The organism is Corynebacterium sp. BF-R-2 (assembly GCF_024586525.1).
In the GTDB taxonomy this organism is placed as follows: Bacteria; Actinomycetota; Actinomycetes; order Mycobacteriales; family Mycobacteriaceae; genus Corynebacterium; species Corynebacterium singulare.
This window is the reverse complement of sequence record NZ_JAMFTP010000004.1, coordinates 14633-39192: the sequence shown is the minus strand read 5'-3', so window position 1 is coordinate 39192 and position 24560 is coordinate 14633. Positions and strand designations below refer to the sequence as shown.

General features: G+C 59.5%; 25 protein-coding genes and 1 pseudogene. 11 read left to right on the top strand and 15 right to left on the bottom strand.

Annotated elements, in window-relative coordinates; translation table 11 throughout:
• Positions 1–38 precede the first annotated feature (38 nt).
• The 4 genes from M5J09_RS03475 to hflX form a co-directional block, all read right to left on the bottom strand.
• A complete protein-coding gene (locus M5J09_RS03475) occupies positions 39–1781 on the bottom strand; it encodes an FtsX-like permease family protein (RefSeq protein WP_257156967.1) in 1743 nt (580 codons plus the stop codon).
• A gap of 3 nt (positions 1782–1784) precedes the next feature.
• Positions 1785–2426, bottom strand: a complete 642-nt coding sequence (locus tag M5J09_RS03470) for an ATP-binding cassette domain-containing protein (protein WP_257156966.1) — start codon at positions 2424–2426, stop codon at positions 1785–1787.
• A gap of 108 nt (positions 2427–2534) precedes the next feature.
• Entirely contained in the window at positions 2535–3815 is a 1281-nt protein-coding gene (locus tag M5J09_RS03465) for a uracil-xanthine permease family protein (protein WP_257156965.1), read from the bottom strand.
• A gap of 44 nt (positions 3816–3859) precedes the next feature.
• Entirely contained in the window at positions 3860–5338 is a 1479-nt protein-coding gene (gene hflX, locus M5J09_RS03460) for a GTPase HflX (RefSeq protein ID WP_257156964.1), read from the bottom strand.
• 110 nt (positions 5339–5448) lie between these two features.
• Here hflX and M5J09_RS03455 point away from each other — a divergent pair, with 110 nt between their 5' ends.
• Together M5J09_RS03455 and M5J09_RS03450 are read left to right on the top strand one after the other, a co-directional pair.
• On the top strand, positions 5449–6237 hold the full coding sequence (locus M5J09_RS03455) for a hypothetical protein (RefSeq protein ID WP_257157051.1): 789 nt from the start codon (positions 5449–5451) through the stop codon (positions 6235–6237).
• A 52-nt stretch (positions 6238–6289) separates the two neighbouring features.
• Complete coding sequence (locus M5J09_RS03450) at positions 6290–6808, top strand: hypothetical protein (protein WP_042531230.1); 519 nt, start codon at positions 6290–6292, stop codon at positions 6806–6808.
• 37 nt (positions 6809–6845) lie between these two features.
• Here M5J09_RS03450 and dapF read toward each other — a convergent pair whose 3' ends face one another.
• The 3 genes from dapF to M5J09_RS03435 are packed head-to-tail and all read right to left on the bottom strand — an operon-like array spanning position 6846 to position 9237.
• Positions 6846–7682 (bottom strand): diaminopimelate epimerase, encoded by an 837-nt coding sequence (gene dapF / locus M5J09_RS03445; RefSeq protein WP_042531232.1) that lies wholly within the window; start codon positions 7680–7682, stop codon positions 6846–6848.
• An 11-nt stretch (positions 7683–7693) separates the two neighbouring features.
• Positions 7694–8611, bottom strand: coding sequence for a tRNA (adenosine(37)-N6)-dimethylallyltransferase MiaA (gene miaA, locus M5J09_RS03440; protein ID WP_070535651.1), 918 nt, complete (start codon positions 8609–8611; stop codon positions 7694–7696).
• Positions 8611–9237 carry a hypothetical protein gene (locus M5J09_RS03435; RefSeq protein WP_042533298.1) on the bottom strand — a complete coding sequence of 209 codons (627 nt, stop codon included), beginning with the start codon at positions 9235–9237 and terminating at the stop codon, positions 8611–8613. Before M5J09_RS03435 ends, miaA begins: the two co-directional genes overlap by 1 nt.
• Before the next feature lie 131 nt (positions 9238–9368).
• On the opposite strand from M5J09_RS03435, the gene M5J09_RS03430 reads away from it, so the two are divergent.
• Together M5J09_RS03430 and M5J09_RS03425 are read left to right on the top strand one after the other, a co-directional pair.
• Complete coding sequence (locus M5J09_RS03430; RefSeq protein WP_070535654.1) at positions 9369–10685, top strand: DUF349 domain-containing protein; 1317 nt, start codon at positions 9369–9371, stop codon at positions 10683–10685.
• A gap of 24 nt (positions 10686–10709) precedes the next feature.
• Positions 10710–11786: a GNAT family N-acetyltransferase gene (locus M5J09_RS03425; RefSeq protein WP_070535657.1), complete on the top strand. Its 1077-nt coding sequence runs from the start codon at positions 10710–10712 to the stop codon at positions 11784–11786.
• Here the strand turns inward: M5J09_RS03425 and M5J09_RS03420 are convergent.
• From M5J09_RS03420 to miaB, 3 genes and pseudogenes are all read right to left on the bottom strand, one after another.
• Positions 11768–12856: pseudogene (locus M5J09_RS03420) on the bottom strand (alkene reductase). The gene M5J09_RS03425 and the pseudogene M5J09_RS03420 overlap by 19 nt on opposite strands.
• 40 nt (positions 12857–12896) lie before the next feature.
• Positions 12897–13550, bottom strand: coding sequence for a hypothetical protein (locus tag M5J09_RS03415; protein WP_070535658.1), 654 nt, complete (start codon positions 13548–13550; stop codon positions 12897–12899).
• A gap of 21 nt (positions 13551–13571) precedes the next feature.
• Entirely contained in the window at positions 13572–15143 is a 1572-nt protein-coding gene (gene miaB, locus M5J09_RS03410; RefSeq protein WP_144790184.1) for a tRNA (N6-isopentenyl adenosine(37)-C2)-methylthiotransferase MiaB, read from the bottom strand.
• Positions 15144–15282: 139 nt separating this feature from the next.
• On the opposite strand from miaB, the gene gluA reads away from it, so the two are divergent.
• The 4 genes from gluA to M5J09_RS03390 all read left to right on the top strand — a co-directional run bounded on the left by gluA (position 15283) and on the right by M5J09_RS03390 (position 18670).
• Positions 15283–16011, top strand: a complete 729-nt coding sequence (gene gluA / locus M5J09_RS03405; protein WP_168162169.1) for a glutamate ABC transporter ATP-binding protein GluA — start codon at positions 15283–15285, stop codon at positions 16009–16011.
• A 63-nt stretch (positions 16012–16074) separates the two neighbouring features.
• Entirely contained in the window at positions 16075–16962 is an 888-nt protein-coding gene (locus tag M5J09_RS03400) for a glutamate ABC transporter substrate-binding protein (protein ID WP_257156963.1), read from the top strand.
• Between the two features lie 83 nt (positions 16963–17045).
• Positions 17046–17732, top strand: coding sequence for a glutamate ABC transporter permease GluC (gluC, locus tag M5J09_RS03395; RefSeq protein WP_042531246.1), 687 nt, complete (start codon positions 17046–17048; stop codon positions 17730–17732).
• Positions 17732–18670 (top strand): amino acid ABC transporter permease, encoded by a 939-nt coding sequence (locus tag M5J09_RS03390; protein ID WP_257156962.1) that lies wholly within the window; start codon positions 17732–17734, stop codon positions 18668–18670. The genes gluC and M5J09_RS03390 overlap by 1 nt, the downstream gene beginning before the upstream one ends.
• Positions 18671–18705: 35 nt before the next feature.
• On the opposite strand, the gene recX is transcribed toward M5J09_RS03390, so the two are convergent.
• The 3 genes from recX to M5J09_RS03375 all read right to left on the bottom strand — a co-directional run bounded on the left by recX (position 18706) and on the right by M5J09_RS03375 (position 21184).
• The gene (recX, locus tag M5J09_RS03385) at positions 18706–19299 is read right to left on the bottom strand and encodes a recombination regulator RecX (protein ID WP_070535664.1); all 594 of its coding nucleotides are present in this window, start codon (positions 19297–19299) and stop codon (positions 18706–18708) included.
• A gap of 14 nt (positions 19300–19313) precedes the next feature.
• Positions 19314–20447 (bottom strand): recombinase RecA, encoded by a 1134-nt coding sequence (gene recA / locus M5J09_RS03380; protein ID WP_144790193.1) that lies wholly within the window; start codon positions 20445–20447, stop codon positions 19314–19316.
• A gap of 248 nt (positions 20448–20695) precedes the next feature.
• A complete protein-coding gene (locus M5J09_RS03375; protein ID WP_257156961.1) occupies positions 20696–21184 on the bottom strand; it encodes a hypothetical protein in 489 nt (162 codons plus the stop codon).
• A 111-nt stretch (positions 21185–21295) separates the two neighbouring features.
• Between M5J09_RS03375 and M5J09_RS03370 the strand changes: the two genes are divergently transcribed.
• The 3 genes from M5J09_RS03370 to M5J09_RS03360 are packed head-to-tail and all read left to right on the top strand — an operon-like array spanning position 21296 to position 23195.
• Positions 21296–21874 (top strand): biotin transporter BioY, encoded by a 579-nt coding sequence (locus tag M5J09_RS03370; protein WP_239178713.1) that lies wholly within the window; start codon positions 21296–21298, stop codon positions 21872–21874.
• A gap of 9 nt (positions 21875–21883) precedes the next feature.
• Complete coding sequence (locus tag M5J09_RS03365) at positions 21884–22576, top strand: ABC transporter ATP-binding protein (RefSeq protein WP_257156960.1); 693 nt, start codon at positions 21884–21886, stop codon at positions 22574–22576.
• A 4-nt stretch (positions 22577–22580) separates the two neighbouring features.
• Positions 22581–23195 (top strand): energy-coupling factor transporter transmembrane protein EcfT, encoded by a 615-nt coding sequence (locus tag M5J09_RS03360; protein WP_257156959.1) that lies wholly within the window; start codon positions 22581–22583, stop codon positions 23193–23195.
• A 15-nt stretch (positions 23196–23210) separates the two neighbouring features.
• Here the strand turns inward: M5J09_RS03360 and M5J09_RS03355 are convergent, their stop codons facing one another.
• Positions 23211–24047: a PspA/IM30 family protein gene (locus tag M5J09_RS03355; RefSeq protein WP_070535681.1), complete on the bottom strand. Its 837-nt coding sequence runs from the start codon at positions 24045–24047 to the stop codon at positions 23211–23213.
• A 142-nt stretch (positions 24048–24189) separates the two neighbouring features.
• Positions 24190–24540, bottom strand: a complete 351-nt coding sequence (locus tag M5J09_RS03350; protein WP_070535683.1) for a helix-turn-helix domain-containing protein — start codon at positions 24538–24540, stop codon at positions 24190–24192.
• Positions 24541–24560: the final 20 nt, after the last annotated feature.

The window sequence follows — 24560 nt, the reverse complement described above, 5'->3', positions numbered from 1 at the left end:
CGGGATTTTTGCATCTTTAGGCGCCGGCACGCCAGTGTCTAGGGCGCATCTGCGCCACGCTCGTCCTTGTCTGGAGTTGGCAAGAAGGCAGTCGCACTCGTACCTAAGAAGACGAGGACAAAGAGCACCCATAGCCCTGGGGGAAGGTAAGGCAGCAGCGCCCCTGGGTACGCCGAGACTGCGACATGGACGGCGACCGTGTACCAGATGCCCACTAGGAGCGCTGTCAGCATGGCAACACAGTACGGAAAGAGGATTGCCCAGAACTCTGCTTGCTGGATCGCGCCTTGGGTACGGCCCAGAAGACGCAGTGGTGAGAAGAACGCATGCAAATTGGCCCGCTTGCCCATCACAGAGACCGCGAGGACCAGGCAGATCGCCAGCAGAGTGTAGGCCGCGGTGGGGACGAAGCCGGCGGTTCCGTCGCCGTGGGGCCCGTACATGATCTGGCTATCCATATCCACATGCCGTACCCAATCCTGCGCGGACTCCACTCGGAGATGATCCGGTGCGCTAGCCGATTCTGCGACCACGGGAAGCCCCCATTCCGGTTTGACCGGAGACTCGCTAGAAATACCGGAGAACGGCACCATGAAGTCTGGGTAGAAGGGGCTGTGAGCTTTCACCGGCGCCGCCGGCGAGAGTAGCTGCCCTATCACGTGGTCATTCGATCCGGCCAGAGAATAGTCATTCGCCTTCTCCATCGGTACGGAGGTCTCCCCCGCGGATTCGAAGTCCGAAGGCTGCCAGTAGACGACCCCACGGCAGTCGTCGCCGATCTCCTCACATACACCGTCTGCTTCCTGCGCTTCCAGTAGGCGAAAATCTTGGCCAACGACGACTGGGACCGTTTGGAAATTCTGGGAGCCTACGTAATTTGCCGCCCATAACGAGGTCTGTGCACCTGTGAAGCCTGCCAGCGGAATGGCTACGAGCGCGGTAGCAAGCCCCACCCTCGAGGTCGTCCCGACGGTTTCGGAGGAGCGGATGCCTAGCGCGGGTGCCGACCATCCGCTCACCTTTTTGAGCGCTGCGGCTGCCCAGCGAGCTAGCGCCCGGGCGAAGGGGCCGGCAAGTGTGACAGCGAGGAACGGCAAGGTGAAGACGAATATCAACACGACAGGCCCTGGCGGAGTCGTCACCATACACCAGATACCCGCGGCAATATTGACCACTGCGAGCACTAGGCCAACCAGCCCCACCAAGGATTTGGACTTACCTACTGTTGCCGCTCCCCGATCCCCGGTTTTGGCCAGCACCTTGTCGACGTTGAGAATCCCCACGCCGAGGAGGTACAGGGGGACTAAGACCAGCAGTGACGACCAGGCAACGTCAATGGGCGAGCCCCAGTGATCTGGCAGTTGCTTGTTGAGCCCTAGCAGAATCACCTTGAAAAGCGGCGTCGCCAACAACCGTCCCAACACGACCGCCGAAATGCTTGCTAGAAGCGCCAGGCACGCCCCTTGCAGGAGCAGGTGCCTAGTGAAAAACGCCCTGCCTATGCCAAGAATCCTCAGCGCTTGCACGGTATTTCGGTGGTCAGCGATAAAATTCTGATGCGCCAACCGGACCCCGGCGAATGCCGGGATGATCGCAATCAGGCTCATATTCGTCACGCCGGCCTTGAAGTCGCTGCTTCCGCCAGTCGAAAATGCGACGTAAAGGATGGTGCCGACGAGCGTGCCGATTACTACCGCAGCCAGTACGATTCCCCCGATGAAGGGGCGCGCCGTCACCGACAGCTCTCTCCGGTAGGCGGCGGTGGGAGTCATGGTCTTCATGAGCTATGCCCCCATCTGCAGCAGCGTTTCTGCCTGCCCGTCGAAAAGCTCGCGGTGGGAGCAATAGACCACTATCGCTCCCCGCTTCGCCGACTGGCGCAACAAGTCCTCGACCACGGTGACATTCGCTCCATCAAGCGCGCTGACGGGCTCATCCATGAGCACCAGGTCCGGTTGGGAAGCTAGTGCCTGGGCCACCGCAACGCGCTGGCGTTGACCCCCGGATAGCTCCGCCGGCAGGGCTTCTGTGAAAGGCTGCATGCCCAACGTGCCAAGCAGCTCTTCCCTGCCGTGGGCGTCGAGGCCCCGTCCGGCGACGTGAACTGCAAGCTCGAGGTTCTCCCGGCAGCTGAGGCTAGGCAGGAGGGTCGGTGCCTGTGGTGCGTACCCGACGTGCGTGGCTCGCCACGAGGTTAGCTTCTTGGCCGCGCCCTTTCCGAACCGTTTACCGTCGATGGTTACCCTTCCTTCACTGGGTGCGCGCAGACCGGCTAACAGATCCAGAACCGTGGATTTACCGCTTCCCGATGGGCCCCGGACTTCGTAGATGCCAGGCCGGGACAACGACAGCGCGGCATCCCGCAGAATATATGGCCCATATTTCGAGTATCGATAAGAGATTTTATTCCAAACTATTGCAACCACCACAACTCCTATCTTGTTAAAGGGCATACGCTACCCGAGCACCAAAACATTATCGGCAATTGCACGAACACGTTTATCGTGAGTGACAATTACCCAAGTACGGCGCCCTTAATTCTTCGCGTTCTGCCCTTCCCCGACTTGGTCGTAGAGGTGCTTCATAACTGGGTAGAGCACGATGATGCCCACCGAGCCCCAGGCGATTCCCTCGAGCGTCACGCCAAAGATGTCCAGCGTCAGGTTGCCAATGCCGGCGATGAGAGCCACGGCGGCGGCCGTTAGGTTGACTGGGTTGTTGAAGTTCACCTTGTTGTCCATCCAGATGCGCACGCCCAGCATGCCGATGAGGCCGTAGAGTACCAGGCACGCACCACCCAGCACGCCCGTAGGAATGGTAAAGATGAGAGCACCGAACTTTGGGATGAAGGCCAGCGCAATAGCGGTGATGGCAGCAACCCAGTAAGCAGCCGTGGAATAGACTCGGGTCGCGGCCATCACACCGATGTTTTCGGCATACGTCGTGGTACCGGAGCCACCAAAGCCACCGGCCAGGGAGGTCGCTAGTCCGTCAGCAATGAGAGCATCACCGGCGAGGTCATCGAGGTCACGCTTGGTCATCTCGGAGACTGCCTTCACGTGGCCGACGTTTTCCGCAATGAGGACGACCAGCACCGGAAGCGCCGCCAGAATCGCAGACAGGTGGAACTCTGGGGCATGGAACTGTGGGAAGCCAATCCAGGCTGCCTGGCGAATCGACTCCACAGCGCCCTCACCGAGGTTGCCCGTTATCGCAGCAAAAGCCCAGCCCACGACGACACCAATGAGGATGGACAGACGCGAGACCATGCCGCGCCCAGCTACCGTCGCCAGGATAATGACCGCCAAGGTTACGGTCGCCACGAGCGGCTGGCTGGAGAAATTGGAGGCAGCGTTCGGCGCCAGGTTCAATCCGATGAGCGCCACGATGGCGCCGGTTACTGCAGGCGGCATGACCGCGTCCAGAACCTGACGGCCCGCCGCCTTTACTCCGAATCCGATAGCGACCAGCACCAGACCCGTCACCAGGACCGAGCCGGCCTGTGCACCAATGCCATACTGCTGAGAGGCAGCTAGTGGGGCGATGAATGCAAAGGACGAGCCCAGATAGGAGGGCAGGCGGTTGCGCGTCATCACGAGGAACAGAATCGTTCCCAGACCAGAGAAAAGCAGTGTCGTGTTAACCGGGAATCCGGTCAGGGTAGGCACAAGCAGCGTAGCGCCAAACATGGCCACCACGTGCTGCATGCCGATGCCGATGGTGCGGCCCCAACTCAATCGTTCCTCGGGTGCAACAACTGCACCCGGCTTAATAGTTTTTCCGTCTCCGTGGACGTCCCAGCCAAAGTTACTCACGAGCTCTCATTATGGCCCACCAGAGCACGGAAACCTAAGCGAGACTAGGCCTGTGAATCCTCCACTCGGAACTCAGCTAGTTCGGCGGCGACGGAGGCGGGCAAGCGAACGTCGACAAGCGTGCCCTCCCCCGAGTACTCCTCGCTGCGCACGGTACCTTCCGCGTGGAGACGTGCCACCACGTCCCCGCGGGTAAACGGAATGAGCAGCTGCACGTGCTCATCGCGGGAATTGAGGAAAAGCTCCACGCGTGCGGTGAGCTCATCCACTCCCTCGCCCGTTTTCGCCGAAACGTAGACAACATTGTCGCGGTCGAGGACATGGCGCAGCTCCGCCAGCACGAGGGGATCGGCCTGATCGATCTTGTTGATGACGATGATTTCCGGTGGGGCTTCCTCGCCCGTCTCCTTCACGATGTCGTAGATGACGTTGTTCACCGCTTCAATCTGCTTGAGCGGGAACGGATCAGAACCGTCGACCACGTGCAGCATAAGGTCAGCCGCGAGCACCTCCTCAAGGGTGGACTTGAAAGCCTCCACCAACTGCGTGGGAAGGTGACGCACGAAGCCGACGGTGTCGGTGAAGACGACCTGGCGGCCGTCGGCAAGCTCGGCGCGGCGAGTGGTCGGATCAAGCGTGGCGAACAAGGCATCCTCCACGAGCACGCCAGCACCGGTCATCGCGTTGATGAGCGAGGATTTTCCGGCATTGGTGTAGCCGGCGATCGCAATCTGCGGCACGGTGGAGCGCTGACGCTTCGAGCGCTTAACCTCACGTGCGGTCTTCATCGCCTTCAGTTCCTTGCGCAACAACGCCATCTGGGTACGGATGCGGCGACGATCCGTCTCAATCTTTGTCTCACCAGGACCACGCAGGCCGACTCCGCCGTTGGACCCCGCACGACCACCTGCCTGACGCGAGAGGTTGCCGCCCCAACCACGCGTGTGCGTGTAGAGGTACTCCAGCTGTGCCAGTGAAACCTGGGCTTTACCCTCCTTGGACTTTGCGTGCTGCGCAAAGATGTCCAGAATGAGCATGGTGCGGTCAATGACCTTGGTGTTGAGCGCACGTTCAAGGGCAGAGAGCTGGCCGGGGGTGAGCTCACCATCGCACACCACGGTATCCGCGCCTGTGGCGGCGACGATGTCCTTGAGCTCCGCGGCCTTGCCTGAACCAATGTAGGTACCGGGGTCTGGCTTCTCTCTCTTCTGGTACAACGCCTCAACGACTTCGGCGCCAGCAGTTTCCGTCAGCGCGGCAAGCTCCGCCATCGTGGCCTCTACTTCGGCCACGGTTCCCTCGGTCCACACGCCGACGAGGATCACTCGCTCCAATCGGAGCTTTCGATACTCCACCTCATATCCGTCAGTGGTGTCCTCGGCACGGATGGTGGTATCCCGCGTCACACGGCGGAAGGCGTTGCGCTCGGCAAGATCCAAATCACCCGTCGTCGGGTCCTGCGAAGAAGGAGCAGGCTCTCCGAAGGCCTGCGCGAGGAGTTCATCATGCGTCTGTTTCGTCATATGTTCCCTATTCTTCCACGTCGGGGCCGTAATGCGGGAATTGCGGTCCTTTCGATCCGGTGACAGGAGGTGCCTGGGGCCATTGTTGCCTCCCATTGACTGGGGATACAATGGTGGCCATGACCGTCAACCACAAGACCCATCCAGAAATGCGGGCCATCGGCCTCAACTATGAACGCTGGCAGGACGCCGTTGAGGCAGCGATTTCCACCAACCAACTGGCGGTGACCGGCGAGGTACGGGGTGGACAGCTCATCCAGTTTGCGGATGCCTCCGGCGCACAGATCAACATCTTGGCGGTCGAGCCTTTTGCCACCTTCATTGGTTTTGAGTCCGTGACCCAGGGTTTCGCCCACGTATCCATGATCAATGACGTCCTAGCTTATCTCGACATTATCGATCCCTTTGGCACTGTTGTGGCGCAGGCTACGGCAAACTTGGCACAGGGTCCGCTGCTTGTCGACGAAGACACGCAGCAGTGGCAACAAGTGGAACTCACCGCCCTGGGCCTCGATGTCGCTCGCTTTGACAGCACCGAAGCCTATGAAGCGGAGAAAGGCTCCTTCCCCGCTACCTTCGAGTCGGAAGGTGCTCAGATCGTCGCCTCCGGATCTGGTGCTGCGGCTCCTACCCCTGGTTGCACGTTTGCTGCCCGCGTTATGGAGTCTGAGTGGCGCCACAACCAGCTCACGGGACAGCGCTTCATGCACCTTGTCATGGATGGTGTTTTCCCCTTCGACCTGTGCCTTCCGGAAAGCTTCGGAGAACTGCCGGACAAGGATTCTGTCCTGGCCGGCACGGCCATGCTCACAGCGTCTATCGCCATGCCGACTGGCGGCTGCGGTGGTGAAGGCGGTTGTGGCTGTGGGTCCGGCGGCTGCGGCTGCGGCGGTCACTAAGGCTCAACTCTAGAGGGTTCATCTCTAGGGCTTTTGCCGTAAAGTTGAAACTATGAACTTTTCTGCATCTCAGCGTCGTGGGTTCGCCCTGCTCCTCGCCGCGGTCACGGCCGTGGTGCTGGTAGTGACGCTGAAGCTGCAGGGAGTTATCCTCGCTGTTCTCGTCTGCGGAGCGCTGTGGCTCTTTGCAGATTCCCGCCCGAATGCTTCCGAACACGCCGCCCTGCGCGCATCAATTGCGCTGACGGTAGAGGACATCACCGACGTCATCGAGGACTACACCACGTTCGCAACGAGTGAGGATTCTGATGCGCTGGCGGATCGCACGCTACACCGCCCTGCGCTTGTCGACGTTGACTGTACCAACCCATCCATCGAAGCCTTCCACTATGAGATGCACGGCGCGCAGCGGTTCCTTCGTCGCCTCAATGCCCGAGTCAACGCCCCGGACATCGAAACGGGCGAGTTGGAGTCTTTGCTCAAGGTTGCAGATGAGCGTGCAGCCGAACTCAAGGAATGCTGGCTGTCCGCGCGCCGCGCCGCACTGGCATTAGGCACAGACTACAAATAAGCGCCAAGCTTCGTTCACGCTGAGCCCGCCTCAGCCACTACAGCGTGGTCTCGCCGGTGGCCACGATGCGCGACGGGCCAGTGAGTGTCGAGCCTTCCTCAGTGATATCAACCGTCACCTCGCCACCAGGAACAATGACGCGCACGGAGCCGGTGGCATGGGAGGCATCGGCAAGCGCGGCGCATGCCGCCGCCACCGTACCGGTACCGCAGGAGCGGGTCTCCCCCACACCGCGCTCGAACACGCGCATGTGGATGACACCGTCCTGCAGGGGCGTCACGAGTTCGACATTGACACCTGCTGGAAAAAATTCAGTATCAATGACCGGTTGCTCCAGTGTCTTCTCCGCCAACGCCTCTGGACTCAGGCCCGGAAGCACTGCGGCCAAGTGGGGATTTCCCATGTCCACGCCTAGTCCGGCGAAGCTCTCCCCCGCCATCGATGCGGTGGACACTCCCGTCACCGTTGCCGGGCCCATCTCCACGCTCACGTCCGCCTCGGCCTCCGTGCACGAATGCACAGTGACCTGCTTCGCCCCAGCGCGGGTTCCTACGGTGAAGGTGTCCTCCCCGACCAATCCGCGGGAGCGTACCCAGTGGGCGAAGACGCGCGTTCCGTTACCGCACATCTCCGCTACCGAGCCATCGGCGTTGCGGTAGTCCATAAACCAGTCCTGGTCATCGATTCCCGGCGCGAGTTCTTCAATTTCACCGGCTGCGAGCAGCTCTCCCGCACGGATGACGCGCAAAACGCCGTCACCGCCGATGCCGGCACGGCGATCACACAGTGCCCGCACCTTTTCCGCCGAAAGCGGCTGGGTTCCCTCAACAATGACGAAGTCGTTTTCGGTTCCGTGTCCCTTGGCAAAGTTCATGCTTTAAGAGTCTAACGGCTCGCGAGGACGCGCAAGGCCTCGTCCCGCGTATCACCCAGCGCATCCAACCATGAGATGCGCTTATCCCGGTTGAACCAGGCGCGTTGGCGGCGCACATAACGCCGTGTGCCGGTGATGGTGCGCTCCACGGCTTCCTCCCACGTGAGCTCTCCGCGCTGGGCTTGGAGCACTTGGGCGTAGCCGATGGCGCGCCCAGCGGTAGAGTCCGCGATAAGGCCCTGTGTTTGCAGCCGTTCCACTTCCTCCACGAGGCCTTTGTCAAACATCCGTCGGGTGCGCAATTCAATGCGAGGGTTGAGCCAGCTTGCTTCGGTGCGTAGGCCCAGGATGCGCGTACCCCAGCGCGGCGGTGCATCTTTGGGAGGCTGGCTGGCTTTGAATGGCTTGCCGGTGAGCTCGATGACTTCTAACGCTCGAACGGTGCGGCGAGGGTCCTTGTCCTCGATGATGTCTGCGGCGGCGGGATCGACCTCGGCGAGTTCGGCATGCAAAGCATCCGTCCCAATGTCGCGGCGGCGTGCTTCGATGCGAGCGCGCACCTCTGGGTCCGTGGGCGGGAAGTGCCAATCATCGACCAGCGACTGAACGTAGAGCATGGATCCACCCACAAGGATGGGGGTCTTGCCGCGTGCGAGGATGTCCTCGACATCAGCAATAGCAGAGGCCTGATATCGGGCGACCGAAGCTGTCTCGGTCACATCCCAGACATCTAGCTGGTGGTGTGGAATTCCCTCGCGCTCCTCCAAGGTCAGCTTCGCGGTTCCGATATCCATCCCTCGGTAGAGCTGCATGGAATCAACATTGACCACCTCTCCGTCCAGCTCGTGGGCCAAAGCCACGCCCAGCGCTGACTTTCCAGAAGCGGTGGGTCCCACCACCGCAATGGGGGTACGCGTCGACGTTGTCATCAGCGTTGCCACCCCGCCACATAACGACCTACCCCCAGGGTGGAATCGGCTGCCCGCAGCTCCGCATAATGCGGATGCACGGTAGCTAGTTGCGCCCACAACGACGTTTCGAGAACTCCGGCGTCGTGCAGCTTCTCCTCATCACAGTGGCTATCCGCCCCTGACAACACTGACTCACACCACAGGTGAGCATCACGGGCACCGTCCACCAGTGCGAGAGGAGCGCGGTCGGTGAGCCCTGCAGAGCCATCGACACACACCACGGTAAGTCGCCCTTCCTCAATGTCCTCAATGTCGGCTCGAGAATCTGTGACTTCAAAGCCCTCGGCTCCTACTGCCGCGGTGAGCACATAGCGAGCCATCAGCTCAGGGAGATAGTTGCCGCCGCCCACCGTGACCTGCGGGGCGCCCCAAGCCTGCAGGCTACCGGTGAGCTCCGTGCGCCAACGCGCATCCTGTGAGCCTACGATGTCCACCTGAAGTGGCACGGACCCGCCGGTGATAACGCGTGCGGCGTCACGGACTAGCTCGCATGCCGCCCTGAGGAGTGCTCGGGAGGCATCGTCGCTCGGTGAGAGTTCTTCCGCTAGCGCCGGTGAAGCCGGCATAATCATGAGATTCTGCATCATTCCCCATCTTATAAGGTCAAAAGTTTGGGGTTAACACGCGGCTGCACGGCTCAAACGGTAGTGTTGTGTGACATAAGTTCTGGCAGCCGTGTCGCGCGGCGCGATTGTACCGAAGGTGGTTTCCTACCATGTCCGCTATCCCTACTCCTGGAGCAATGCCCCGCAAGGGCGCCCGTCCCGGCCCTAAGCCCTCTGCACCAGCGGCACGCCCCGCTCAGCCCCTGAAGAATGACCCCGCACAGTGGGGCCGCGTCGATGCTGATGGTTCGGTCTTTGTCAACGCCCCAGAAGGCGAACGCAAAATTGGTGAATGGCAGGCCGGCACCCCAGAAGAGGGCTTGGCACACTACGGAGCACGTTATGACGATCTTTCTACCGAGATCGAACTGCTCGAATCCCGCCTTAAGGCTCACCCGGGCGATGCTTCCTCCATCAAAACCACCGCGGCAGAGCTGCGCGAATCTCTTCCTACGCAAGCCGTCATCGGCGATATCGCTGCTCTTGACACGCGCCTAGCAGCGGTCATCGAGCACTCCGTTGAGGCCGGTGAGCAAGCTCAGGCAGACAAGGCCCGCCGCCGCGAGGAAGCGATTGCGAAGAAGGAAAAGCTGGCCGCTGAAGCGGAGGAGATAGCTGCGAACTCCACCGAGTGGAAGGCCGCCGGTGACCGTATCCGCGCCATCCTGGAGGAGTGGAAGCAGATCCGCGGCATCGACCGCCAGACCGATGATGCCCTGTGGAAGCGCTACTCCCGCGCCCGTGATTCTTTTAACCGCCGTCGTGGTTCCCACTTTGCCGAGCTGGATCGCAACCGCGCTGCTGCCCGTGCAAAGAAGGAAGAGCTGGTCGAGCGCGCCGAAGCCATTAAGGACTCCACCAACTGGGGAGAAACCGCCCGCGCGTACCGCGATCTCATGACGGAGTGGAAGGCCGCCGGCCGTGCCCCGCGTGAGGTGGACGACAAGCTGTGGGCGAAGTTCCGTGCCGCCCAGGATCACTTCTTCAACGCCCGCAATGCGGTCAATGACGAGCGCGATAAGCAGTTCGCTGAGAATGCCGCTGCCAAGGACGCACTCATTGCGGAGTATGACGCCCAGATTGACCCCTCCAAGTCCATCGACGCTGCCAAAGCCAAACTGCGCGAGCTGCAGGAGAAGTGGGAGGAAATTGGATTCGTACCGCGCAATCAGGTTCGCGAGTACGAGGCAAAGATTTCTGCACTGGAGAAGCGCGTAAGCGATGCCGAAGAATCCGAGTGGCGCCGTACCGACCCAGAAGCCCAGGCACGTGTGGCACAGTTCCAGTCCAAGGTAGATGACCTCAACGCCCAGGCAGAGGCCGCGGAGGCCAAGGGCAACGCCAAGAAGGCTGAAGATCTGCGCGCCCAGGCCTCGCAGTGGCAGGAGTTCGCGGACGCAGCCGCGGCTGCTGTGAACGACAAGTAGAACGTTTCGCAGCTCCACACTGAGGTGTTTGTCCAGATTGTCGCCCCGCCGGGCTCGGCCACCGCTGAGCCGGCAGATTGCCTTCGCAGCTTCGTCTTTGATGCCAACCTCGCTGCACAAGAAGCCAGCGGCGACCCTGCCGCTAGTGGTTCACCGCGCCGAGTTCTTCAGCGTCTGCAAGGCTCAACAGAGTCCCGCACACTGCTCTTTGGCTTGACCGACTCCGCTCTCGGAGAGGCCGGTGAACTCGGCCTTCCTGTCATTTCGGCGGCCGAGCCTAGCCCGGAAATTGATTTCGATGGTTTTATCCACATCTCTCTCCCACTATTGGAAGAGACGGAAAACGCCGACATCGAGTGCGTTCTCGCTGCTGACCTTTTACCCATGCCCGGTGAAGATCTTGAGCCCGAGGCCCTCGAAGTAACTCGGGCGCTGGCCAAGGAAGCCCTTCTCTTAACCCGCCATCTGGGGCGCAGCACCGTCCAGGTGGGCATGCTCTATCCACCGGATGCGGACTATACCTATGACCCGATGTCGCAGGCCTACCTCGAGCTCGGGTTTAAGCAGAAGCACGCAGAGCACCAGATGTACGTCGACATCAGTCCTACTCCCCCGGTTCTTGGGGCCCAGGTGTGGGCTGATTATGACATCCCAGACGAGATGCTCGATGATGTCCTTCGTCTGCTCACCCTTGCCTCCACCGACGCCATTTTCGGCGACTTGAGTGTGGAGCCCATTGTCTGGACGCGACAGCGCCTCGCTGAAGCACACGCACGACTGCGCTCCCGGGGCGCACATACGTTGCTGGTCGGGATCATTGACAACGGACGTGTCGTTGCGCTTACCGAACTCTCACGGCACGGTGATGCCGACCCTGAGGTCTGCGAGTGGACGTTGACGGTAACGGACCGCGAGCATCGCCGACAAGGACTTGCTACCAAGGCCAAGCAGCATGCCCAGTATGCAGTGGCCGAGCATTGGCCCATGGTGCGCCGTGCTTATTGCTCCGTCGCGGATGCTGATCCCGCCATGAACGCGCTCTATGCACGGCTGGGCGCCCACGCTATCTCGGCCAGCAGCGCCTACGAGCTCACCCTGTAAAACGGGTAATCGGTGTAGCCTTTTTCACCACCCGTGTAAAAGGTGGACTCGTCCGGCGCCGTGACTGGTAGCTCTTCTTTCCAGCGGCGTACCAGGTCAGGGTTGGAAATGGTGAGGCGGCCAACAGCAACAGCGTCGCCGTGCTGCATGAGTTCCGCAGCTTCCTCGTGCTGGGTTACCTGCCCGAACCCAGAGTTGAGGAAGACGCGGGTGCGCCCATTCGCGCGCGCACGCGTCACCAGCTCGCTCACCAGCTCACCCGTGGGATCCGCGTGAAGGAAGGAAACATAGGCAAGGCCAAGGTCTGAGGTGGCGTCGAGAAGCCCGCCATAGGTGGCAAGCACGTCAGCGGGGCCCATCTCCTCAATGCCTTGGATGTTGTTCTGCGGGGACAGGCGAATCGCCACTCGGTCTGCCCCAATCTCCTCTGCCACGGCTCGCACAATTTCCTCGACGAGTCTAAATCGATTCTCTGGTGTACCACCACAGGCGTCATCGCGGTGATTGGAGCTCGGGGCTAAGAACTGGTGAAGGAGGTACCCGTTGGCACCGTGAATTTCCACGCCGTCGAGGCCAGCATCGATGGCGTTACGTGCACCTTGACGGAACTCATTGATGATGCGAGGAATCTCATCACTCTCAAGTGCTCACGGCACAGGGCACTCCTTCCGAGATTCGAAGTCGCGCACCGCAGTGCCAGATGCCAGCGCCGATGGCGCGACCGGCTCAGCACCCTCTAGAAGGCTCGTGTGGGACAAGCGCCCGCCATTCATCACCTGCATGAAGATACGCCCACCTGCCTTGTGAACGGAGTCTGCAACCCGACGCCAACCGGCACTCTGCTCTGGGGTTTCGATACCTGGCTGGCCGGGGAAAGCACGGCCGCTCACTGCCGAAAAGACACCTTCGGTGACGATGAGACCGAGCGAGGCTCGCTGCGTGTAGTAGGTCTCATGCAACTGCGTGGGAATACCGTCACGCCCAGCGCGGGAGCGAGTCAGCGCTGCCATCGTCACACGGTTAGGGAGGGTCAAGGCTCCCAGCTCAAGGGAATCAAAAAGTGTAGCCATGCACTCCACAACGCGGAGATATCAGCGACCATTCCCCGTATTATTCCACGTCGTTGGAGTCCTTGGGCTCGTGAAGGCTACGGCGATGGCGGGAGGCTGCCTGGGAACGGCGATTATCGATGAGCAGCGGGTTCTGCTCGGCAGGGACATCTGTGGCGGCCTCGGACTGCAGGATTCCTATCTGATCGAGTTTTCCGGAGGCCTCTCGCACGCGCTCTTGCGCGGCAAGCTGCTCAGGACTGCGACGAAGGGCCACTTGGCAGTAGACGAGGAAGGCCACGAACGTCGCCAGCGCGCCTACGTACATTCCGATGGAGGCCCCGTCCGCCGCGCTGCCGCGGTACCAGAAGCCCCACAGGTTAGAGAAGAAAGAGATGGTCACCATCATCCACGCTACGAGCGCCAGCGTGGTACGCCGCGTCATAACCGTGGCGGTGGTGAACACACCGATGCCCACCAGCGCCAGCCACGCGCTGATGGCCTCAACGATGGACATTTTCACGCCCTCAGCTGTTGTTCCCATCAGCAAAGCTTCCCATCCGCGAGCCGCTCCGGCGTACGGAAGTAACAGATAGGCCACCCACAGGACAACCGCTGCAATCAGCGCATAGCGGTGTGCGCCCAGTTCGATGGTCTTGGCCGCGCGGCGCTCGGCTGCGATGGCATCCTGTGCGGTGGTCACATCATCACTCATGTCTTCGGAGCCTACTCTTCGCTAGCAGCCACAGGCATCCGCTGGTCCAGCAGGCGCACTTGGCTTGCCGACGCCCGGCAGGCCCAGCCCCACACCAATCGGCGCTGTAGTCGGGGTCTGACCAGCGGCCGACATATCCCCGGCCTTGGTACGACGATGCTCGGTCACTCCAGAATCAGCAACGAGGAAGAAGGAGCCCGAATCCGTCACCGTAGTGTGTACAACATCGCCAGGGCGGATTTCGGCGGAGATGTCCTTCCCGGAGGCGTCGACAGGCGCAAAGTGAACGAGGCGTCCATCGCGCGCGCGACCAGACATGCGGTGGGTTTCATCGTTCTTGCGGCCACCTTCTGCCTGAACCAAAAGTTCAACGTCTGTGCCAACCAGCGTGGCATTTTCCTCTGCTTGGATAGAATCCTGCAGAGCCACGAGACGCTCAAAACGCTCTTGGACGATCTCCTTAGGGATCTGATTGTCCATCTCCGCTGCAGGGGTGCCCGGACGAGGCGAATACTGGAACGTGAATGCCGAGGCAAACCGGGCGCGGCGCACCACGTCCATCGTGGCTTCGAAGTCTTCCTCGGTCTCACCGGGGAAGCCCACGATTATGTCGGTGGTAATCGCCGCATGCGGCATTTTCTCGCGCACCTCATCGAGGATGCCGAAGAACTTCTTCGTGCGGTAGGAGCGGCGCATGTCCTTGAGCACCTTATCCGAACCCGATTGCAGGGGCATGTGCAGCTGTGGGCACACGGACGGAGTCTCTGCCATCGCATCGATAACATCTGAGGTGAACTCAGCCGGGTGCGGGGAGGTAAAGCGCAGGCGCTCCAGCCCTTCAATCTTGCCTACCTCGCGTAGCAGCTTAGAGAAGGCAAAACGGTCACGCGGCATATCCGGGTCAGCGAAGTTCACGCCATAGGCGTTGACGTTCTGCCCCAGCAACGTGACCTCAGAAACGCCTTGGTCCACCAGAGCCTGAACCTCCGCAAGGATGTCACCGGGCCGACGGTCTTCTTCCTTGCCGCGCAGGGAAGGAACGATGCAGAACGTGCACGTGTTGTTGCAGCCCACCGAGACCGACACCCAGCCAGCGTATGCGGACTCGCGCTTCGCCGGGAGCACGGACGGGAAAGCTTCAAGCGAGTCAACAATTTCGACCTGAGCTTCGTCATTATGGCGAGCGCGCTCGAGCAACGCAGGCAATGCCGCCATATTGTGCGTGCCGAAGACGGCATCGACCCACGGGGCATGGTCCAATACGGTGTCTTTATCCTTCTGTGCTAGGCAACCACCAACGGCGATCTGCATCCCCGGGTGGTTTTCCTTGGTCTTCTTGAGGGCGCCGAGAGTGCCATAAAGACGCTTGTCGGCGTTTTCTCGTACTGCGCAGGTATTAAAGACAACGAGGTCCGGCTCAACGTCGGCAGGCGCGGCCGTGTAGCCGGCTTCTTCAAGCAGGCCGGAAATGCGCTCGGAATCGTGCACGTTCATCTGGCAGCCAAAAGTGCGCACCTCGTAGGTGCGCGGCTGGTTTTCAGTTACAGGGGTGCTCACGTGGGGACATTCTAACGGCCCTGTGCAGCTACTCATAATGAGAGAAGGCTTGCCAAGCGTTATGTATTCGTTACACAAAGTTCCTCCATCACTCTCTCCCCGCACCTTATTCTTCTAACTATGATTCAGTTCACGTATACCAGGGTGGTGTGGCATGGATGACACTTCGCGCCCCATGATTGAAATCTCCGGAGCCAACAAGTACTTCGGCGATTACCACGCACTCCGCAACATCAACCTGGAGATCGGCCGCGGCGACGTGGTGGTTGTGCTCGGCCCGTCCGGATCCGGCAAATCTACACTGTGCCGCACCATCAACCGCCTTGAAACCATCGAGGAAGGGAGCATCTCCATCGACGGCACCCTCCTCCCCGAGGAAGGCCGCGACCTAGCCAAACTGCGCGCGGACGTGGGCATGGTGTTCCAGCAGTTCAACCTCTTTCCGCACAAAACCATCAAAGACAACGTCACCTTGGGCCCCATCAAGGTGCGCAAGATGAAGAAGGCGGAAGCCGAAGAGCTGGCCATGCAGCTTCTTGAGCGCGTCGGCATTGCCAACCAGGCAGAAAAGTATCCCGCTCAGCTTTCTGGCGGCCAGCAACAACGCGTGGCTATCGCCCGCGCCCTAGCGATGCGCCCCAAGGTCATGCTGTTCGACGAACCTACGTCGGCACTCGACCCCGAAATGGTCAACGAAGTCCTCGATGTCATGACGGACCTTGCCAAGGAAGGCATGACCATGGTCGTGGTTACCCACGAAATGGGCTTCGCGCGCCGCGCCGCTGATCGCATTCTCTTCATGGCAGACGGAAGCATCGTCGAAGACACCGATCCTGATTCCTTCTTCACCAACCCACAGTCAGACCGCGCCAAGGACTTCCTAGGCAAGATCCTTCAGCACTAAACACCACGACCACCTCGCTCTTTTTCAACTCATCCACCCACTGTTCTATCTAAGGAGAACCTCATGTCTCGTTCCATTTCCCGCATCACTGCCACCGTTGCTGCTCTCGCTGCTTCAAGCTCCTTGCTCGTTGCCTGTGGCGGCGATTCCTCCGACTCTGCCGGCGGCGGCGAGGGTTTGCTCACCCACATTGAGTCGGGCAACGTCACCCTAGGCACCAAATTCGATCAGCCGGGACTCGGCCTACGTGAAGGCGACGGTTCCATGACCGGACTCGACGTTGACATTGCCACCTACGTGGTCAATCACATCGCTAAGGAGAATGGCTGGGAAGAGCCGGAGATCGAGTGGCGAGAGACCCCGTCTGCACAGCGCGAGACTCTCATTGAGAACGGAGAGGTTGACCTCATCACCGCGACCTACTCGATCAACGCGTCCCGCGCCGAGAAGGTGAATTTCGCCGGCCCGTACCTCATCACTCACCAGGCACTGCTGACTCAGGAAGACAACAAAGAGATCACCGGCCTCGATGGCCTCGACGGCAAGATTCTCTGCTCGGTCACCGGATCCACCCCGGCCCAGAAAGTCAAGGAAGCCCTACCGAGTGTTCAGCTACAGGAGTACGACACCTACTCCTCCTGTGTGGAAGCTTTGAGCCAGGGCAACGTTGACGCGATGACCACAGACGCGACCATCCTCAACGGCTACGCAGCGCAGAACCCGGGCAAGTTCAAGGTCGTAGAGCTGGAAAAGGACGGCAAGCCCTTCACGGACGAGTACTACGGCGCGGGCCTGAAGAAGGATGACCAAGAAGCAACCGACGCCGTGAACAAGGCATTGGAGGAGCTGCACTCCTCTGGCGAATTCGACAAACTCGTTTCCGCAAACCTGGACAAGGGTGAGGGCATCGACGAGGCCACCATCGGTGACCTGTCCTTCCTCGATTCCTAAAGGCCAGAAGCGACCTGTCACATCCACCGCATAGTCTGCGCCGGGGCTACTCCTCGGCGCAGACTCGTTAGTAGGAGAATTTTATGGACTCCATGTGGGCTACACTCGGCCCCGAGTTATGGCCAGCCTTTTGGCTCACCATCCAGCTGACTTTCTGGTCCGCACTAGGCGCAATGATTGTGGGCACCATCCTTACAGCCATGCGTGTTTCCCCAGTAGGCATCTTGCGCTGGATTGCCACCACGTACATCACCATAGTGCGCAATACCCCGCTCACACTTATCATCCTGTTCTGCTCCTTCGGCTTGTACCAGAATTTGGGCTTGACCTTGGCAAGCAGGGATTCTTCGACCTTCCTCGTGGACAACAATTTCCGCCTCGCTATTGTTGGCTTCATTCTCTACACCTCAGCCTTCGTTGCGGAGTCACTGCGATCCGGCATTAACACGGTGGACTTTGGTCAGGCTGAGGCAGCTCGTTCATTGGGGTTGAGTTTCTCGCAGACCTTCAACACAATCATTTTTCCCCAGGCAGTCCGCGCAGCCATCGTTCCGTTGGGCAACACGCTCATCGCTCTGACAAAGAACACAACCATCGCTTCCGCTATCGGCGTCGCGGAAGCCTCCCTGCTCATGAAGTCGACGATTGAGATGCACGCGAGCCAGCTGTTCCTCATCTTCTTCATCTTCGCGGTGGGCTTTATCATTCTGACCCTGCCCATGGGCCTTGGCCTGGGCAAGCTTTCTGAGACCTTGGCGGTGAAGAAGTAATGGCTGTACGCGCAACTGTGCTTTATGACGCACCTGGTCCGAAAGGTAAGCGTCGAAACCTTATCTACACGATCCTCACCTTGGTGCTGGGAGCAGCAGCGCTGTATTGGGTAATGTCCACGTTGGCTGGGCGCGGTCAGCTCGCGTCTGAGTTATGGACCCCGTTTCTCAACAGCCAAACATGGACGACCTATCTGCTCCCCGGCCTTCGCGGCACCATCTTCTCGGCGGTGGCCTCGATTATCTTCGCGATCATATTCGGTGTGATTTTTGGCCTTGGCCGTTTGAGCGAGAATGCCATCATCCGCGGCGTGTGCGGTGTGGTTGTGGAATTCTTCCGCGCCATCCCGGTGCTTCTGCTCATGATCTTTGCCTATCAGCTCTTTGCCATCTACAACGTGGTGCCGTCTAAGCACTTGGCTTTTAGCGCCGTGGTTTTCGCTCTCACGTTGTACAACGGCTCTGTCGTGGCCGAGATCCTGCGCTCGGGAATCAAGTCACTACCGAAGGGACAAACGGAAGCGGCGCGCGCGTTGGGTCTCTCGCACAACCAAACAATGGTGACGATCCTGCTGCCCCAAGCCGTAGCCGCGATGCTTCCGGCCCTGATCTCGCAGATGATCATTGCGCTGAAGGACTCGGCCTTGGGCTATCAGATCGGCTACATCGAGGTGGTGCGCTCCGGAATCCAGTCAGCGTCCTACAACAAGAACTACGTAGCCTCGCTCGTCGTTGTGGCAATCATCATGATTCTCATCAACTGGGGCTTGAGCCTTCTTGCTGAGCGCATCGAGCGCCAGCTACGTGCTGGCCGTGCCCGCAGAAATATCGTGGCAAAAGTTCCTGAGCAGCGAGACCAAGGCCTCGATACCAAGGACAACATTAACGTGGACTGGCACTCGGAGAGCTACAAAGAAATCCGCAACCCCGCCGAATAAGGACTCTACACAGACATATTCAGGAGAACTGACACTCAAGAGAGCTCGGCGATGCGGGCATCCAGCACCTCAATGGACACCCGCATCGTCAGCCCTTGGCTGTAACCGCGGCGCGCCAACGTCCCCACGATGCGCCGCAAGAACTTGTCGCGCTCATGACGATCCGCCGGCACCTTCTTTAACGTTCGGGCCTTCTTCTCCGCCACCTGGCGAGCTACGCTTTCCTCGGAATCCTCGGTGACCTGTTCCAAGGCCGCGGCACGGTCTGCGGCCTCCACGCCCTTATCCTTGAGCTCCAAGTTCAAAGCTCGTGCGGATTTACCACGGCGCACATGCCGCTGGCGTACCCACTCACGCGCGAAACTTGCATCATTGATGAGGCCAACTTCTGCGAGGTCATCAAGCACCGCATCGATCACATCTGGCTCGAATTCAGCTGCGATGAGTCGGTCATGAAGTTCCTTACGGGAGCGCGCTCGCTGGTCCAAAAGACCAAGTGCACGTGACCTCACGTCGGCCTTAGACTCTTCAGCCTCAACGTCGATGAGATGCCCACCAACAGCACCTGATTCATAGTCTTCAAGTGCGCGGCGGAGCTTCTCTATTTTCTCGGGCGACGGTTGAACCATCTATATCTCTGGGCCTAGTCGTCGTCGAAATCGACGTTCGGAACCAAATCCACTGCCTCATCAGTCAGCGGATCGTCTGCGCCGGGCACATCCATGGCAACATCCTCCCCTGCCTCAGCAGCAGCGGAGCCCACTCCAAGCTTGACGAAGATCTTCTTCTCAATCTCATCCGCCAAATCCGGATTCTCCTTGAGGAAGTTGCGAGCCTTTTCCTTGCCCTGGCCCAACTGGTCGCCTTCATAAGTAAACCAAGAGCCAGACTTCTTGATGAAGCCATGCTCAACGCCCAAGTCAATGATGGAGGACTCGCGGGAGATTCCTTCGCCATACATGATGTCGAACTCAGCGATCTTGAACGGCGGGGACACTTTGTTCTTCACGATCTTGAGCTTGGTGCGGTTGCCAATGGCGTCCTGGCCGTCCTTGAGAGTCTGAATACGGCGAATATCGCAGCGCACGGACGCATAGAATTTCAGCGCTTTACCACCGGTGGTGGTCTCCGGCGAGCCGAACATCACACCGATCTTTTCACGCAGCTGGTTAATAAAGATGGCGGTGGTACCGGAGTTGTACAGCGCGCCAGTCATCTTACGCAGCGCCTGGGACATCAACCGAGCCTGCAGGCCGACGTGGCTATCACCCATCTCGCCCTCGATCTCTGCCTTCGGCGTCAGTGCCGCCACGGAGTCAATCACAATGATGTCAATAGCACCGGAACGCACCAGCATGTCCGCAATCTCCAGCGCTTGCTCACCCGTGTCAGGCTGGGACACCAGAAGATTGTCCGTATCGACACCCAAAAGACGTGCATATTCCGGATCAAGCGCGTGCTCAGCATCGATGAATGCCGCGATGCCGCCTTCCTTTTGTGCAGATGCGATGGCGTGGAGGGCCACAGTGGTTTTACCCGAGGACTCTGGTCCATAAATCTCCACGATGCGTCCGCGCGGGAAGCCACCCACACCCAATGCGATGTCGATCGCGGTGTTACCGGAGGAAATGGCTTGAATTGGCGGGCGTTCATCGTCCCCCAGACGCATGACCGCGCCTTTGCCGAAATCCTTTTCAATCATGGACATCGCGGCGTCAAGGGCCTTCTGACGATCGTCACCCTTGTTTGCTGCCGAGGACTTCTTCTTAGTAGCCATTTACTTCCTCACTATGTCGAGCGTTCTAACTGTGGTGTAATTCTTGCTTTTATCGGACCCGTGACGAATGCACGGGAGTTACTTATTTAGACTGCAGTGCGAGGGAATCGGTTCCCAGGCCTGTCAACAAGTGCGATTCCGCCCTTGTTCCAAGCCACGCCGAAACTCTATCGCCCCTGCCGGACTCCACCCACACAATACACACACATGTGTTCGATTTCCCACTTCCCCGATGGTGTGTCGAACGGCTACTGCTTCACCCAAGGGCCATCTTGTTCGGATCGCACAAAGGTCACCTGTTCATCCGCAGGAAGCACTGCCACAACGCCACCCATGGTCCCACACACATCGAGGTCTTTCTGCGAAGCCTGAGTCGTCACATATTTCGAAAAGCCTGGCTCGTTGACGTCACGATAGATTTCCACCTGGCCCCGCGATGGCGGACTCCATTTATCCTCGTCGTCGGAGCCACCCTGCCACGTGCCGCCACTTGCCTCATCTACATCCCATTCGGTGGCACCTGAGCAAATAAAGATGACACACTGATAGGACGAATCGAAGATATCGCCGACCGCCATTGACACCCTGCCAGGTTCCCCATCCTCTACGCCCGCAGCGGCGTCGATGTTATCGATAATGTTTGAAGAGTTGAACATGAAACAACCCGTCAACACGGTACTGGCAACGCAGGCAGCCACACCTTTCCCCAAAACTCTTAGCGGTTGAGCTTTATTCATGCCTCAAGACTACCCCTTTTGGGGTAGTTCCGTTTTCCGAAAGCAAAGCTTGAACAGTGTTCAAAAGTGTCCGTTTGCTGCACACTTATCACTCTGGATAAGCTTTGGTCCATGAAAAAGAATTCCGTCGCTCTCGACATTGCGTACGTCGCCGTCTTCACTGCGCTCATCATTGTCTTCGCCTTTGTCTCCATCCCAACGCCGACCGCCGGTGTGCCCATTGTTTTGCAGAATGCAGTAATCATCCTCGCGGGCCTCGTTTTGGGTGGGCGCCGAGGCCTTTTCGTGGGACTCCTCTTCATGGTGCTGGGCCTCGTCGGCCTGCCCATCCTTGCAGGTGGGCGTAGTGCACTGAGCGCCATTGCAGGACCGACGGTGGGTTACCTCGTGGGCTACATCATCTCCCCAGCGATCACCGGCCTCATCGCCTACCGCGCTCCGCGCAATAAAACGGGTATGACCGTCACGCTCGCCATCGCCGGTATCGTCGGCCTGGCCATCCAGTATTTCTGTGGCAGCATTGGACTTATGGTCCGCTCTGGGATGTCCTTCGGTGCGGCCATCCTGGCCCAAGTCCCCTTCATCGTCCCGGATCTCATCAAGGTCGTTGTCATGGTCGTTATCGCCATCGGTGTCCACGCCGCCTTCCCAGATCTCATGGGACGCCGCGCTCAGTCGACGCATCGCTAGAGCACTGCCGTGCCACAGATTGAGTTCCGCGACGTATCCGTCGCCTTCGATGAGAAGCAGATTCTTGACGGCATCTCGCTTACCCTGAACGAACAGCGAATTGGAATCATCGGCGCCAACGGCGGCGGCAAGTCCACGCTTGTGCGCCTCATCAATGGTCTCGGAGAGCCTACAACAGGGGAAGTCCTGGTAGATTCAATGGACGCCGCCAAGCACGGCAAAGACATACGCCGAAAAGTAGGCTTCGTTTTTTCCGATGCCGAGAACCAAATCGTTATGCCCAATGTGCGTGATGACGTGGACTTTTCTCTGCGCCGGCTCAAGCTACCTAAAGACGAACGCGCGGCGCGCGTTGACGCCGCGCTCGAGCGTTTTGGCCTCACCCCGCTCGCTGACCAATCGCCGCACACACTCTCCGGTGGACAAAAACAACTGCTCGCACTGGCCGCAGTTCTCGTCATGGAACCAACGGTCATCATTGCCGACGAACCCACCACGTTGCTTGATCTGCGCAACCGCGACCGTATTCGCCACGAATTCGCCCGACTTGAACAGCAGCTCATCGTGGTGACGCACGATCTTGATTTCCTCTCCGACTTCGACCGTGTCCTGTGCATCGATAACCACAAGGTCGCCGCCGATGGATCCCCAGAGGAGGTCATCCCCTTCTACACCGACCTCATGGCCTCCCGCCCGCTTTAGCATCATGCCAAGAAACATCCCCCTCGGCTTCTATGTCGACGCTGACACCGTCATTCACCGCCTCCCAGCAGCGGCGAAGTTCATCGCACTCGTCACATTCGTTCTTGTGACTACCTTCGGGGTGCGCACGATACCGTGGGCAGTAGTGAGCCTTGTTCTTCCCCTCCTGTTCGTCCCCATAGCGCGTATCCCCCTGCGCGTCGCAGCAGGACAACTTGCGCCCCCGCTTTACTTGCTCGTAGCACTCGCAGCTTTTCAGTGGTGGCAAAAGGATTTCACATCGGCGGCCATCATGTTTCTCACGGTCTACGCCGCTGTGACCGCAGCCATCCTCCTGACGCTTACCACGAAGGTTTCCGAAATGATGGATTCCTTTGACCGCGCCCTTGCCCCCTTAGGCCGGTGGGGAGTCCCCGTGGAGAACATCACCCTTGCAATGTCTCTGACCATTCGCCTACTCCCCCTCATGTTAGGCACGGTGCTCGAAGTGCTCGACGCACGAAAAGCCCGGGGCGCCACGGCCTCACTGACCGCATTCGGCACCCCGGTGATTATTCGTTCCATTCGCCGCGCCCGCGCCATGGGCGAGGCCCTCCAAGCACGCGGCGTAGGCGACTAGAACCTCAAGGCACCTTTATTCGCCGCGCAGCTCACGCAGACGAGCCTGGACAGCGTCATCCGCGGCGCTCGACTGTGCGTTGTTCCCGTTCGCACCGATAGCCTGCTGGGAGTTACCCTCCACGGCCTTCGGATTATTCATCTCCGCACGAATCTGCTCAAGACGTGAGTGGCCAGCTAGCTGCACACCAGCCTGCTCGATCTCCTGCATACGGTTCGACACAGAGTTCTCTGCCAGCTCAGCCTGGCCCAGAGCCTTGGAGTAGCGGCGCTCAATCTTGTCACGAACGGCATCGAGGGACGGAGTGTTTCCATTGGCCGTAAGCTCATTCATGGAGCTGAGGGACTCAGAAACCTTCTCCTGCATCTTTGCCTGCTCAAGCTGGGACAGCAGCTTCGAGCGCTCGTTGACCTTCTCGCGCAGAGCCATGCCGTTGCGCTCAACGGCCTTCTTGGCCTGCTCGGCCTGCTGCAGGGCTTGGTCATGCAGCTTCTTAGTGTCCTCCACGGACTGCTCAGCAGTCACAAGCTGAGCAGCGAAAGCCTCAGCGGCGTTCTCGTACTCAGTCGCCTTCTGTGCGTCACCTTCAGCACGAGCCTTGTCAGCCAAGTTCAGGGCATTGCGGGTGTTCTGCTGCAGCTTCTCAATTTCGCTAAGACGGCGGTTGAGCTGCATCTCCAGCTGGCGCTGGTTACCAATCACGGCGGCTGCCTGTTGGGAGAGTTCCTGGTGCTGGCGCTGCGCTTCCTCGATGGCCTGCTCAATCTGGACCTTCGGGTCGGCGTTCTCCTCGATCTTGGAATCGAAGAGAGCCATCAAGTACTTCCACGCCTTTACGAATGGGTTCGCCATGTCAGAAGGGGCCTTTCTCAGCAGTTGGGAATGTTCACATTAACGGTTAAACCACTCTGCACGAGTGTTTTCTACCCGCTCAATAGTAGCGAAGTGGAATGAATTACGTCAGAGTTTATGGTCGAGGCTGAGCCACAGCCCACTAAAGTTCGGATGCCGCAGGCGCCGTGGACGCCAGTTCCTCATCCATCGAGGGCAGCGCCATGAAGCCAGCGGCCTCAATGAGGACATCGGACACGCTCACGTCCAGCGCATGACATACGGATGCAAGAAGTTCGGAGGACACCTCTTTGCGGCCGCGCTCCAATTCCGAGAGGTATCCCGGGGACACACGCGCAACACCGGCGAGTTCACGCAAGGTCACGCCTTTGTCCGCGCGGAAGGCGCGGAGGGTGATCCCCAAGGCCTCACGCAGCAAAGGCTCTGGGGTCCGCTCTGCGGACCGCACGGTGGTCTGAGTGGGCTTGTCAAGAAGTGCAACTGAAGTGTTCATCACCCCGTATAACGCATGAG